This window comes from Pontibacter sp. HSC-14F20 (assembly GCF_019599265.1).
In the GTDB taxonomy this organism is placed as follows: Bacteria; Bacteroidota; Bacteroidia; order Cytophagales; family Hymenobacteraceae; genus Pontibacter.
In genome coordinates, this window is the sequence record NZ_JAHZTC010000001.1 from 386,819 (window position 1) to 400,480 (window position 13,662).

At 50.7% G+C, this 13,662-nt stretch carries 11 protein-coding genes; 4 read left to right on the plus strand and 7 right to left on the minus strand.

What is annotated here, in order from left to right:
* Window positions 1-323: 323 nt before the first annotated feature.
* Window positions 324-1,997 carry a mechanosensitive ion channel family protein gene (locus tag K3G39_RS01715; RefSeq protein ID WP_220624428.1) on the minus strand — a complete coding sequence of 558 codons (1,674 nt, stop codon included), beginning with the start codon at window positions 1,995-1,997 and terminating at the stop codon, window positions 324-326.
* Between the two features lie 297 nt (window positions 1,998-2,294).
* Between K3G39_RS01715 and K3G39_RS01720 the strand changes: the two genes are divergently transcribed.
* Complete coding sequence (locus K3G39_RS01720) at window positions 2,295-3,419, plus strand: hypothetical protein (protein WP_220624429.1); 1,125 nt, start codon at window positions 2,295-2,297, stop codon at window positions 3,417-3,419.
* Window positions 3,420-3,529: 110 nt separating this feature from the next.
* Here the strand turns inward: K3G39_RS01720 and K3G39_RS01725 are convergent, their stop codons facing one another.
* Window positions 3,530-4,924 carry an MATE family efflux transporter gene (locus tag K3G39_RS01725; RefSeq protein ID WP_220624430.1) on the minus strand — a complete coding sequence of 465 codons (1,395 nt, stop codon included), beginning with the start codon at window positions 4,922-4,924 and terminating at the stop codon, window positions 3,530-3,532.
* Window positions 4,925-5,239: 315 nt separating this feature from the next.
* Here K3G39_RS01725 and K3G39_RS01730 point away from each other — a divergent pair, with 315 nt between their 5' ends.
* Entirely contained in the window at window positions 5,240-6,139 is a 900-nt protein-coding gene (locus K3G39_RS01730; protein ID WP_220624431.1) for a neutral zinc metallopeptidase, read from the plus strand.
* 71 nt (window positions 6,140-6,210) lie between these two features.
* On the opposite strand, the gene K3G39_RS01735 is transcribed toward K3G39_RS01730, so the two are convergent.
* Window positions 6,211-7,356 (minus strand): serine hydrolase, encoded by a 1,146-nt coding sequence (locus tag K3G39_RS01735; RefSeq protein ID WP_220624432.1) that lies wholly within the window; start codon window positions 7,354-7,356, stop codon window positions 6,211-6,213.
* 144 nt (window positions 7,357-7,500) lie between these two features.
* Here K3G39_RS01735 and K3G39_RS01740 point away from each other — a divergent pair, with 144 nt between their 5' ends.
* Window positions 7,501-8,472, plus strand: coding sequence for an aldo/keto reductase (locus K3G39_RS01740; protein WP_220624433.1), 972 nt, complete (start codon window positions 7,501-7,503; stop codon window positions 8,470-8,472).
* A gap of 3 nt (window positions 8,473-8,475) precedes the next feature.
* Here the strand turns inward: K3G39_RS01740 and K3G39_RS01745 are convergent, their stop codons facing one another.
* The 3 genes from K3G39_RS01745 to K3G39_RS01755 are packed head-to-tail and all read right to left on the minus strand — an operon-like array spanning window position 8,476 to window position 10,333.
* Entirely contained in the window at window positions 8,476-9,369 is an 894-nt protein-coding gene (locus tag K3G39_RS01745) for a DUF5777 family beta-barrel protein (RefSeq protein WP_220624434.1), read from the minus strand.
* Between the two features lies 1 nt (window position 9,370).
* Window positions 9,371-9,937: a YceI family protein gene (locus tag K3G39_RS01750; RefSeq protein ID WP_255593747.1), complete on the minus strand. Its 567-nt coding sequence runs from the start codon at window positions 9,935-9,937 to the stop codon at window positions 9,371-9,373.
* Window positions 9,938-9,946: 9 nt separating this feature from the next.
* Window positions 9,947-10,333, minus strand: coding sequence for a hypothetical protein (locus K3G39_RS01755; RefSeq protein ID WP_220624435.1), 387 nt, complete (start codon window positions 10,331-10,333; stop codon window positions 9,947-9,949).
* A 212-nt stretch (window positions 10,334-10,545) separates the two neighbouring features.
* Between K3G39_RS01755 and K3G39_RS01760 the strand changes: the two genes are divergently transcribed.
* Window positions 10,546-13,098 (plus strand): family 20 glycosylhydrolase, encoded by a 2,553-nt coding sequence (locus K3G39_RS01760; protein ID WP_220624436.1) that lies wholly within the window; start codon window positions 10,546-10,548, stop codon window positions 13,096-13,098.
* Between the two features lie 186 nt (window positions 13,099-13,284).
* On the opposite strand, the gene K3G39_RS01765 is transcribed toward K3G39_RS01760, so the two are convergent.
* On the minus strand, window positions 13,285-13,527 hold the full coding sequence (locus tag K3G39_RS01765) for a hypothetical protein (RefSeq protein ID WP_220624437.1): 243 nt from the start codon (window positions 13,525-13,527) through the stop codon (window positions 13,285-13,287).
* Between the last annotated feature and the right edge of the window lie 135 nt (window positions 13,528-13,662).

Sequence of the window (13,662 nt, forward strand, 5' to 3'; positions counted from 1 at the left end):
GAGGTATACCAAGTCAACATTCTCACCGCAATCCTGATCTAGCTGATGAGCTCCCCGATGATGCTGCAGATTGATTTCACCAGCCTGAAGCGGATTGGTCGCAAGCCAATCGGTATTGATTGACCGTGATCTTGAACTGGCTAGTGAATACATAGTAGGTGCCATCATTCTGGAGCCTCACCATGCACAGCCATGGTATTTGTGTGTGCTTACCTGAGCAACGACGATCCGAATTATACCTTCATGTAGGTGTCAGTCAACGATCTTATCATCGTGGTAGCCTCTGCAAACATAAACAAGTATTAGGCTTGCGTAAATCGCTGTTACGAGGACTTCTCATTTTTCTGTTCTATACCTGTGCCATCGTTGCTAACCAGCAGTTGCTGTACAGGTAGCGCAAAGCCTTTGCCCTTGGTATTCACAGCATCCATCATGGTAAGTAGCAGCCCTTCTTTAATCTCTAACTGTTCATTAAAGTCGTTGGTCAGAACGTAGGAGAACACTTCGACTTTCAGGGCATCTGCCGTGATCTCTGTCAGACGGACGCGCGCGCTGGTTTTGTCTATTTTTGGATGCGAAGTGAGTGTTTCGCGTAGGGCACGCAACACGGCCTGTATCTGCGGTGGCGTGGTGTCGTAGCGTAAACGCAGCACCGGGCTGAACAGGAAGCGGTCGCGGTGGGCAAAGTTCTCGATCTTCTGCGACGAAAAATCTCCGTTCGGAATGGTGACAATGGTGCGCTCTGTCGTACGCAAACGGGTGGAGCGCATGCCGATCTGCTCTACGGTGCCGCTCGTATCGCCCACCTGACAGTAATCGCCCACACGGATCGGCTGGTCGGCAATGAGTGTAACACTACCAACGAAATTCTCCACTGTTTTCTGGGCACCCAGCGCCAGTGCGATACCACCTATACCTAAAGCGGCCAGTCCCGTGGTCACATCAAAACCCAGGGTGTCGAGTATGAAAATGACACCCAACACGACTAAAGCAATCTTGGCTCCGCGACGCAGAAAAAGTACAATTGAAATGCCCGCCATGTTGTGGCGGTCCACCAGCCGGCGCTGACTAAAGTTAGTGATGACATCAACCAGTCGCCAGAGCAGAAGGAGCACCGCTATGAGGCCGACGATGATGGTGAGTTCACTGAATCGCTGCCGCAGCACAAACGAAATGCCCAGGCGCTGGCTCAGGTATACGAGCAGCAAGGCGGCCAGGTATAGCCGCACGGGTAACGAAAAAGCTCTGATAAAACCATACGTGGGTTCGTCCCGGGTTTTTCGCCAGATGTAACTGATCAGCAATATCAAACCGGATGTCATACCCCAGCCGAGCAGGTAAGCGGCCACCGCAATCAAAAGGTACCCCATCCAATGTCCGGCCGGCACTCCTCCCCAGCGGTTATCTTCCAGAAAACCGGGCAAAGTCTTCTCGATCACCGTCTCTTCCGGTGCAACTTCCTGTAGCGGCACCTTGCTTATAGTTTCGGCTGCTACGAGCCAGACCGGTCCACCTGCCGGTCCCTCTGTTTTCTCAAGTAATATGTCGATATGCTGGTCGTCAACGGTGGCGGTCCCGACCCGTTCCTGGTTGGGGGGGAGATTATCATCCAGGTCGCCCTCGGGGAGTTGGCTGATCCAGGAGCGGGGCATGGTTTTGCTGCGCTGATCGAGCATGCGTTGCAGGGCCTGTGCTACTGCGGCGCCGTCTTGTATGGTGTCGTTTGCGGTGACCAGGTTCAGGTATAGGGCGGCCCTGTCATAATCTTCGTCAGCTACGGCCCGGATGAAGCCGGTGACCGTGCCTTGCGGTGAGCGCCTGCCAAGGGAGTCTTCAGGCCAGGTTGGAGCGGCTGCAACCACCGAATCCGGCTCAGTCACTTCCTGTGCCATACCTGTAACAGGTATAGCACAGAGCAGAATGACTGCCAGCCAGATTAGGGATGCGATGCTACCAGGTTTGATAATATTAGGGGAGCTGTTTGGTGCGGGGAACATAATACGAGGCGTATTGGTGCTTTCTAACGCAATCCGGCAGACTGCGTTTGATTGACAAAATTTTGTTACATCCTGCAATAACGGCTGCGATAGTTTCGGGTTGTATGAAACAAGTACAGCGCTAAGTAATGTGCTTATCACTCAAATCTGAAAAAATAATGTTTAAGGCCATAAAATTTGGTTTCGGTACAAGAACAGCTAACTTTAATACCGCTGTTTTATATCGATAAGCAGCACTTTGAGACTGACCTTATTTGCAATTTACCTAACCTGAACCCTTTATTAAATGTGCACAGTATGAACAAAACAAAGACTACCCTTCTTTGCCTGGGCCTTGCTTTTATCACTTTTTCCTGCGGGAAGGAAATAGAAGATATTGGTCTGGCCACCAGCAGCACCCTGCAAGCCACTTCAACTGCAAACCTGAGCACCTCTGACCTGGTGCCCTTAAAATCAATGGAAGGTCTGATTCCGGTGCACGAAAATCTGCGCAGCGCCCTGATGAGCGACCTCGTTTCGCCTTCTGAATGCGGACCAACTGCATTTGCGGCTGTTCAAAGCAAATACTTCAATGCACTAGCTGTTAATCTGGTTGGATTGCTTGGTCCACAAGCTCAGGATATCTATGACAATTATATGAATCTTGGTTTAATCGCTGCAGCATATGATGAATCTGCTCAGTACTTTGGTGCGAACGGTGAGTACACCAATTTAATGGTTAAGCGGCAGCGTGAACTGGAGAAATTCTGGAACATGCCAAACCAGATTCGCGTGAATGGACAGCATACTGCTACCCTCAACAATAGAGAAAGACTGGCCGATTTGTACGTTCTCGCCAACGGATTAACAAGAGACCAAGCCTACGTAATTGCTGATCAGTTATTAGCTATCAACACCTTCTCCGATCAATTGCCGGAATCCCCGTTCTTCGCTGCTGATGGTTTTGCCACGACTTTCCGTAATTTGATTGTAATTGGCGATGGGCTTGTGGAAATGATTTCAGAAGCAGGTATAGAACAAGACATTGTATGGACAGGTATACTGGCACACGAGTGGGCGCATCAGATCCAGTTCAAGAACATGAATGCTTGGTATCCGCAAGGAACATTCGCCAGCCTTCCTGAATCGACGCGTTACACAGAACTTGAAGCCGATTTCCTGGCTGCTTATTACATGACACACAAGCGGGGCGCTACTTATAACAGCAAGCGTGTAGCACAATTCTATGAACTGTTCTTTGAGATCGGCGATTGCGGTTTCGAGGAAGATAGCCACCACGGAACACCGAAACAGCGTATGGCGGCGGCTGAGCTCGGCTTCAAACTGGCTGCTGATGCCCAGAAGCAAGGCCATATCCTGACAGTGGAGCAGGCGCATGCTTATTTCGTAGCAAACAACACTGGCCTGTTAGCTAAAAAATAGTCAACAGATCTTTTCAGTCAAAAGCAGGTATAGCCATTTGCGCTATACCTGCTTTTGTAATTTCAGGCCTACTGTTGAAAACAGTGATGGGACAAGGCTATACCTATACCTTATACCTTCACCACTTTCCAGGTGCCGCGCCGGAAAAGCCACCAGCTGACCAGGGCGTGGAAAGAGTGGCAAAAGGCTATGGCAATGAAAATACCGGTTGTCCCGAAGCCGAGGGTTTTTGCCAGCAGATAAGCCAGCGGTATTTCGATCAGCCACAGCACCACAATATTGATGATGGATGGCGTCCGGGTATCGCCGGCACCATTGAAGGCCTGTACCATCACCATGCCCAAACCAAAGAAGACGTAGCCCAGCGTTATGATTTGCAAAGCTTGGGAGGACACGGCGATCACGGCTTCCTCCTCAGCAAAAAAAGCAGCCATGTACTCACCAAAAAACAGGAACAGGAGCGTGACACACGCCATAAAGATGATATTGTAACGCGCCGTCAGCCATACTGCCAGTTCAGCCCGTTTCGCTTTCTGGGCACCCAGGTTCTGGCCAACTAGTGTTGCTGCCGCCGAGGACAGGCCCCAGGCGGGTAGCAGCGCAAACATGATCAGGCGGAAGGCGATGGTATAGCCGGCCAGGGCACTGCTGCCAAACTCAGCAATGATACGGGTCAGGAAGATCCAGCTGGCAGAGTCGATCAGGTACTGGCCCATACCACCCGACGCTACCGAGAGGATGCGCCTGATCATGACAAAACGGATAACCAGGTTCTCTCTTCCGACTTTAAGTAAATGCTTGCCATTGAGCAGGTGATAAAACTGGTAGACAACACCCATGCTGCGCCCGATGGTGGTGGCCCAGGCGGCACCTTCCAGTCCCCAGCCTTCAAAGCTGCCGATGCCGAAGATCAGGAGCGGGTCCAGTATAATGTTGGCGCCGTTGGCAAGCCAGAGGGCGCGCATGGCCAGGTGCGGCTGACCGGCTCCCCGGAAGATCCCGTTGATCAGGAAAAGCATGATGATGACCAGGTTGCCTGCAAAAATGATCTGCGCATAGCAAAGTCCGGTTTCGAGCAGGGCGGCATCAGCACCCATCAACGTCAGGATGTCGGCCGCAAACCAGGTGGCCAGCAGGCCCATGATCACGGCCAACACAGCACCCGTTACCAGGAGCTGGTACGTGACGTTGCCGGCTTCGTGGTAGTTCTTTTCTCCGACGCGGCGTGCAACCAGGGCAGTGGCGGCAATGCTCACACCCATCCCCACCGAGTAGATCACCATCAGCACTGTTTCGGTAAGGCCGACTGTGGCCAGCGCTTTCGGCCCCAACCTGCCGACAAAGAAAATATCGACCACAGCAAACAGCGACTCCATCATCATCTCCAGGATCATCGGCACTGCCAGCAGCACAATACTGGTCCGGATGCCCAGGGTGGTAAAGTCCTGCTCTTTGCCCTTCACGGCCGACCAGACGAGCTGCAGAAAGTCTTTCAGGTTGTTCATGTGCGGAATTCAGGTATAGCAAGGTTACGGGAGAAGGAAGAAGTTGGGTTTGTTCAGGTATAGCTACTCCAGACCCTCTTGGTGTGCACAATTCCCGCGAGTATCTGAAGTAACAGCCCCGGCTATACCTATACCTGTTTAGTAGTCAATCGGCGAGACATTCCTGGCTGCCTTGTCAGCTGAAGAGATACTTGCTTTAATATGGCAAAAACCTTCCGAATTAATTTGACGCATCTAAGTGAAGCTGTGCACCGTTATACTGCGAATACAGGTATATACCTTCCGTTGTAAGGTAAAATTAGAGTCATATTTAATATGAAATGGCAAGGCAGAAGAAAAAGCACCAATGTAGAAGACCGTAGAGGTCAGTCAGCAGGCGGTTTTGGTGGTGGCAGAGGCATCAGCCCCATGCTGCTTATACCTCTGTTCCGGCTCCTTTTCTCGAAAGTGGGGCTGATCATAGTGGGGGTAGTGATCCTGATCATGTTTCTGACAGGAACCAACCCACTAACGATCCTGCAACAGTTTGTGGGCGGGGAACCGCAGTACGCCCAGTCAACAGAGTACCAGCCTAGCCCGGAAGAGCAGGAGCTGGCCGAACAGACGAAAGTTGTGCTGGCAGATACCGAGGACGTCTGGAACAAGATTGTGCAAGGGTACAGGGAGCCTACGCTGGTGCTCTTTACGGACCAGGTAAACTCGGCCTGTGGTACGGCGTCTTCAGCCACTGGGCCCTTTTACTGCCCCGGCGACGAAAAACTGTACATCGACCTGAGCTTTTTCAGCGAGATGGAACACAAGCTGGGTGCTGAAGGCGACTTTGCGCAGGCTTATGTGGTGGGCCACGAAGTAGGGCATCACATCCAGAAACTCACCGGTACCATGGACCAGGTAAACGCCATGCGGGGCCAGCTATCCCAGACGGAATTTAACAAACTGATGGTCAGAGTAGAGTTGCAGGCTGATTTTTATGCCGGGGTTTGGGCGCACCATACCCAACGATCGACAGGGTTTTTAGAGCCCGGCGACCTGGAAGAAGCCCTGAATGCAGCCAGTGCTATCGGCGACGACCGCCTTCAAAAGCAGTCCACGGGCAGAGTAGTGCCGGACTCCTTCACACACGGTACTTCCGCGCAACGCGTTCGCTGGTTCAGAAAGGGCTTTGATACAGGCGATGTCAATCAGGGCGATACGTTTAACGCTACTGAGTTGTAGTATCAAGCAGGTATAGATCGGTCTTAAAAGGAAAAGCCTCTCCGGAAATGGAGAGGCTTTTTTCGTATAGATTATTTAATCAAGTTGTTGTACAAACTATTGAGGATGGCTGCCAGTGCCAGGTTATATTCATTTACTTCCGGGGCGCTGGTTCCGTTGGTGATCACCACAAAGCCGAACTGCTCTTTGGGCTGGAAGAACATGGCGCTGTAGAGTCCGTAGGCATTGCCGGTATGCCCAACAATTGCCTTACCGGGAATCAGGTTTTTCTCGGTTTTCAGCGCCAGTCCATAGCCGTTGTCAGCGATCTTCGACTGCATCTGCTTTGCACTTTTCTTCGAGATGATCCGGCTACCCTTATACTCGCCTTTGTTCAGGTGCATGGTCATATACTTGGCCAGGTCTGTAGCCGATATTTTCATGCCGCCGGTGGGCGAGAAGATAGGAGTGCTGTAACCCATTTTATAATTGCTTATTTCCTGCCGGCGCGGTGCGTAGGCCGAGGGTGAGGGAGAGAAACTGCTGGAATCAGTATTGTATTCATACAGGGTCACGAAGCGGCTGGCGGCGAGGGAATTCACATTAAAGCCACCATATAGCCCCAATGGGTCCAGAATGTGTTGTTTCACGTATTGGTCGAAACGTTCACCAGAAAATTTCTCGAGTATAGTACCCGCCATGTTGAAGCCCAGGTTGCAGTACTCATAGCTTGTGCCGGGCTCGTAATCGTTGTAGCAGGCAGCCCAGTTCGGGTTTTTAGCAGGATCGATGGAGTCGAGGGTAAAGTAGCCCTGGCTGTCGTTGATGCTGGAGGTATGCGAAAGCATCATCCGCAGGGTAATGACTTTATTCGGGAATTTTGGGTTGCGTACCTGAAAACCTACCAGCTCACTCACATCATCATTCAGATTGAGTTTACCCGCTTCGATCAATTGCATGAGGGCCGTCACGGTAAAGGACTTGGAAATGGAAGCAATCCTGAAAATGTCTTTATTGGAGAGAGGTGTCTGGCTTTCGATATCCTTTAAACCAAAGGATTTGTTATAGACAATCTCACCCTTCTTTACCACGACAACTGAAAGTCCGACCATATCATGCTGCTGCATAAGAGTCTTTAGGTCTGTCTCGGTTTTAGTTTCCTGCCCGTGGCTGGAGAGGTTGAAGGCTATAAGCGCGAGTGTTGTAAGTGTGGCTTTCTTCCAAAGGTTTTTCAGCATAGTTGTCATGGCGTGTAAGGTATGAGAAGTCTAATATAAGCATCTCTCCCGGAATATCTTATTTGTCTTATGGATTCAGGCAGAAAGCACGACAACTCTTGTAGTTTTACACCAGTATTAAACCAAAACATAAAACAGCAAGGTATGGAGTACAGAAGATTTGGCCGCACAGGCTGGCAGGTAAGCGAAGTAGGGTATGGCATGTGGGGTATGGCCGGTTGGACCGGCTCGGATGACCAGCAGTCTGACCGCTCATTGGACCTGGCCGTGGAAGGCGGCTGCAACTTTTTTGATACCGCCTGGGGCTACGGCAAAGGCAAAAGCGAACAGATCCTCGGTCGCCTGCTCAAGCGTAACCCGGATAAGCGCCTGTACGTGGCGACGAAGATCCCGCCTAAAAATATGAAGTGGCCGTCGAAAGCAGAATACAAACTCAAAGATTGTTTCCCTGCCGACCATATCATCGCCTATACCGAGAAAAGCCTGCAGAACCTGGGAGTGGAGACCATCGACCTGCAGCAGTTTCATGTCTGGGAAGACGGCTGGGCAGAACAGGAAGAATGGCAACGGGCTGTAGAAAAGCTGAAAGCAGATGGCAAAATTCAGCACATGGGCGTGAGCGTGAATCGCTGGGAACCGGATAATGTACTGCAGACCCTCCGCACCGGACACATCAGCAGCGTGCAGGCCATTTACAACATTTTCGATCAGGCACCAGAAGACAAGCTGTTTCCGCTTTGCCGCGAACTGGATATCGCTACCATCGCCCGCGTACCCTTTGATGAAGGCACCCTCACTGGTACTTTTACAACGGAAACCACTTTCCCAAAAGACGACTGGCGAAGCACGTACTTTGTGCCCGAAAACCTAAAAGCCAGTGTGGGCCATGCCAACCGGCTGAAGCCACTTATACCTACCGGGATGACCATGGCAGAGATGGCGCTACGCTTTATTCTGAGTAATCCGGATGTGAGCACCACTATACCTGGTATGCGCAAGGCGCATCACGTGCAGGCCAATTTGCAAGCCGGCGACGGGAAAGGTTTGCTGGATGATTTGCTGGAGCAGCTGGAGTCACACCGCTGGGACCGGAAACCTACAGAGTGGTCACAGTAGTCCTTACCAATCCTGATTCTCTTTTCCCTTCAGGTCGAAAACGCGCGAAATGTTAAATCCGAAATAGATATCCCCATTTGACCAATAGCCTGTATTTTGGGAAACGAAGAACTTCTCGACCATGCCCTGCGCATTCGTGAAGATCAGCTGGAAAACGTGACCGCCTGTCTCGATATCAAATCCAAGGGAAAGACCATTCCGAAAGTCTTGGCGTGTCTGATCAGAAAGCAGGTAAAAGTACTCCGCGTTGAAAGAGGTTCGCTTGGTGATCTTGAAGCGTCCGCCGCCACCTAAGGCATACACATTGTTCTCATCCCGGCGCGTTGGGACGAGGTTGTGGTGAACCATAGTAGGGGACAGCTGGAGCGAAAAGCGCTCCGTAAACTGCCTGGCTATGAGTACCTGTTGCGTATAGGCTAACCGGTGCCTGAACTCAAAATTGTTTTCTTCCTCCGGCCATTTCTGCGACCGGACCGCTGCACTGGAAAAGAGCGTCAGCGTGACCGGCCAGCCTTTTCCCCTTCGCTGCTGTAGTAGCTTATACTTGACAAAACCGTCAAAGGTCTTCTCCACGGAGCTCCTGCCGATGCCGATGTCGAGCAGGTCTGTCACGCCATACTCCAGCCCGAGACGGATGGTCGCCTGGTCGAGTCCGAAGAGCTCATAGGCGCCGCTGTTTAGGGTGCCAAACCGGTGGGAGATCAGAAAGAGCAGCACGCCGTCGCTGTTTGTTTCTACAGTATGCCCATTGGCCAGACGCGTGGCCTTAAAGGTGCCGGTCACATAGTCAGCGGTCGCACTATCACTGGCTTCCGCTATTTTAAGTAGCTCATCCTGTGCCTGCACAAAGGCTGTCGGCAGGCAAATCATCACCAGGAGAAACCATTTCTTTATCATTTCAAAGGCTGTTACCTGTTAAGGGTGCATACAAGATATCCACTGTTATGTCAATTCGCCTGGCGATGTTATTTCGTACAAGCCGCGGAATCACGATGTCGAACTCCCGGGGCGTGACGGTGAAGGTGGATTTGCCATAAAGTCGCCCCCCTTTTACTTCCAGTGTACCAACGGTGTCGATGGCTTTGTCCTTGCCATGTATGCTCAGCACACCTTTTACCCGCACTTCATAAGCCGCATCCCTGGTGATGTCGAGTATCTCTTTGTTGGTGATTTTGCCCTTAAAAGTGGCTTTCGGGTACTTGTCCGACTCCACATAGTTTTCATTGAAATGCGTTTGCATCAGGGACTTCCTGAACTTAAATTCCTTCATGGGTACTGAAAAGACCATTTCGCCGGTGCTTAAATCAATAACCGAAACCACTTTTCTGTTATGCGCTTCAATGTCCTCCAGGAGAGCATCTGAAAAGAACCATATATGGCCTGTTTTGGTAAAGAAACGCTCCTGTGCCACCACATCAGCAGAAGTGTAAAGTAAGAGCGCAATACCAAGGAGGAGCAGTTTCATAATAAGGGATCAGTTGTTCAAGGCGCCATCATTTACCCATTTCTTAATCTTGTCAATTTCACAGGCTGAGAGTTTGGCAGCGCCCTGTGGCATAGGAGCGAAGCCTGCCGCATGCGTGATGGCGCCAATCAGCCGGCCGTCGTCTACCTTTTCTTTCACACCGCTGTAGTTACTCAGGACCACACCTCCTTCTGCAATGTTGGCTGCATGGCAGGCATAGCAGTTGGTAGCCAGTATGGGCGCCACACTACCGGAAAAGGTAACCGTGTTGGTATCGCAATGCTGAGCGGGCTGCTGCGGCATCAGATCTTCTTCGTTGTCATCAGCACAAGCCACAGCAACCATTAGGATAATGCCCAGCATCAATTTTTTTATCGTCGTATAAGTTCGGGCCATGTGTTTCGTTTTTTTTCCGGTTACACCCTGATGTCCCCATCACGAAGACTTTTTTCGGATGGTTGCCTCGGTCTGAAATAAAATCGAGCGCCTATCTTTATGAATTAAGTTGTCACATCAATCTTGCGGTTTTGTGCAGGTATAAGGTTTCGGTTCTTCCTATTTAATGCTATATTTCAGCATAGTTCGACACGCCTGATTATATTATAGAAATGAGAAAAACCCTGGCATCCGTTTTATGCGCCCTTTTTGTCCTCCTTTATTCAGTTTCCTTTGCGCAGGAAAATAAGAGCCGGTTTGACCCAGCAAAGCTCCAACTGAGCTATGAAGTGACGGACGGAAAGTATGAGAACAAGCCGCAGACTTTGGCTGTCCTCACCCTCACCAACACAGGAAACGTGGCGTTACCGGCAAGTGGCTGGACCTTGTATTTCCATACTTTCCCAGCACTCAAACCCAAAGCCGATAATGCACCTATCAAAGTAGAGCATGTGAACGGCGATCTGCGCTACATGGCACCAACAGCCGCCTTTAAAGGGCTTGCAGCAGGGACTTCGCAGCATATTGAATTGGTTTCCGGCGGACAGGTCGTGAACGATTCCAGAGCACCACATGGCTTTTACCTGGTTTGGGACGATGACAAGTCGAAGGGGTATGCAACTGCGCAGATCAACGTCAAAAAGCCAGACCAGCAGTGGGTTGACTGGGTGCAGACGAAGGATATCTATGATCAAAACAAAGTGATTACCAACATCCCAGAAGATAAGCTGACAAAGGTTTTCCCGACGCCGGCTAACTACCAAGAAAACGGCCAGCCTTTTACCATGACCGCTGCTATACCTATTGTGACGGATGCTGCTTTCATGCGTGAGGCTACTTTACTGGCTGATCACCTTGGCACTGTCTTCAGAAAGAAGCCGGTGATCAGTATGCTGGGCACAGGTAAAGCCATTCGTTTGCAGCAGAAGAAAGGGCTGGGTCCTGAATCCTATGAACTGCAGGTGAGTCCGCAGGAAGTGGTGATTAACGCCTCCACGCCGGTTGGCGCCTTCTATGGTACCCAATCGCTGAAAACGCTTATCCCGGCGGCGGCACTAACTAAAAAGCAGGCCTCTGTTTCATTGCCTGGTGTGCGTGTTTCGGATGCACCGCGTTTTGGGCACAGAGCCTTTATGATGGATGTATCCCGCAACTTTCAGTCGAAGGAACAGGTGCTGAAGGTGCTGGATTTGATGGCGCTCTATAAGCTGAACGTATTGCATTTTCACCTGAACGATGACGAAGGTTGGCGCCTGGAGATTCCGGGCCTGCCAGAACTGACAGAAGTGGGTGGCAGACGCGGCCATACAACAGATGAGTTGAATCACCTGCAGCCTTCGCTGGGTTCAGGTCCGGATGCAGACAAAACCAGCGGCAGCGGGCACTATACCAAAGCCGACTATATCGAGATCCTGAAGTATGCCACTGCCCGTCACATCAAGGTTATACCTGAAATTGAAACACCGGGACATGCCCGGGCTGCTATTAAGTCGATGGATGCCCGCTATACCCGCCTGATACAGGAGGGAAAACCTGAAGAAGCAAATCGCTACCTGCTCCGCGACCTGAACGACAAATCCGAGTATCGCTCTGTGCAGAACTGGAACGATAACGTGATTGATGTTTCGCTGCCTTCTACCTATACCTTCCTCGAAAAGGTGGTAGACGAGATCCTGGCGATGTACCAGGAAGCCGGTGCTCCGATCCAAACCATCCACATGGGCGGCGATGAAGTACCAAATGGCGTGTGGGAGAAGTCTCCTGCGGTAGACGCTTTGATAGCGGCTAACCCAAAATTAAAAGGTAAATACGATCTTTGGGACTACTTCTTCGGCAAGGTGTACGACATGCTGAATGCCCGCAACTTATACCTGTCGGGTTGGGAAGAAATCGGCTTAACAAGGGTAGAGCAGAACGGGAAGAAAGTGTATGTGCCCAATCAGGATTTCAAGGACAAAAACTTTCATGTGGATGTCTGGAACAACCTGTGGGGTGCAGAGGACCTGGCCTACCGCATGGCGAATGCCGGCTACAAAGTTGTGCTTACCAATGCCTCTAACCTATACCTGGACATGACCTACCAGAAAGCCTACGATGAGCCGGGTTTATACTGGGCCGGCTACCTGGATCTGGATAAGCCTTTCTACTTCATCCCGTACGACTACATGAAGAACCAGAAAGTGGATACAGACAATAATCCGATCAACCCCGCGGTGTTTAAAGGGAGAGAAAGACTGACTGCTTTTGGCAGGTCGAACATTGTGGGCCTGCAGGCGCCGCTTTGGTCTGAGATGGTCAAAACCCCGGAACGACTGGAGTACATGCTGCTGCCTAAGCTATTGGGATTGGCCGAGAGAGCCTGGGCACCTGATCCCACCTGGGCAACAGAGCCGGATGCTGCCAAGGCGGAGGCGGCCTACAACCAGGCATGGTCTGTTTTTGTAAATGTACTGGGCAAACGGGAAATCCCGCGTTTGAGCCATTATGCCGGCGGTTTCCAGTATCGTATACCTACAGCAGGGGCGGTCATAGAAAATGGAAAAGTACTGGCGAATGTGCAGCTGCCCGGCTTCATCATCCGCTATACCACAGACGGCTCGGAGCCAACCGAAAAGAGCAAGGTATACACCGATCCTATCAGCGAAAAAGGGGAGATCAAGCTAAAAGTGTTTTCTCCCTCCGGACGTTCCGGCCGCGTCGTGACGGTTTCGAATAAGCCGAATTAAGACTGATGGAATACCATCTGAGAGCTGTTATATTGCAGTCGATAATTTAAATCCAGAATCATCAAAAAAGCTTCGCCCTGTACGGAGAGCCTTTTTTGATACCTTGTGCTTATACATATTAATCACATTTATATGTATGAGCAGGTTAGTTAAAAGGGAAGAATTGTCGCCAATCTGCTTTATAAATTATTTCGGTTCAGCCGCGGTCACCTGCACAGGGAAGTGATTTTTCCGGAGGTTCATTCCATAAGTATAGTTTGTTGATAGGATCACATCATTGCAATCGAAATGTTTGATAACGCCATCCTTCTGCAAGGCGACCACCCAGCAAGTGTTCTGATGCATCCCGTAATCGATCAGGAATATTGCCTGGCCCGTGCCCAGAGGCGTTTCGACCAGAATGGTTGGTTTTAATTGAAGTATAGCCATAACGTATGTTCTAAGCGTTGATTTTGACTCTTTAACCATTACTTGGATTAATGGTTTAGGCTATAGGTATACCTATCTACTTTATTAACGCGCCGCACAAAGTTACTGGCATTGTGACCGGTTAAGGCCTGGACG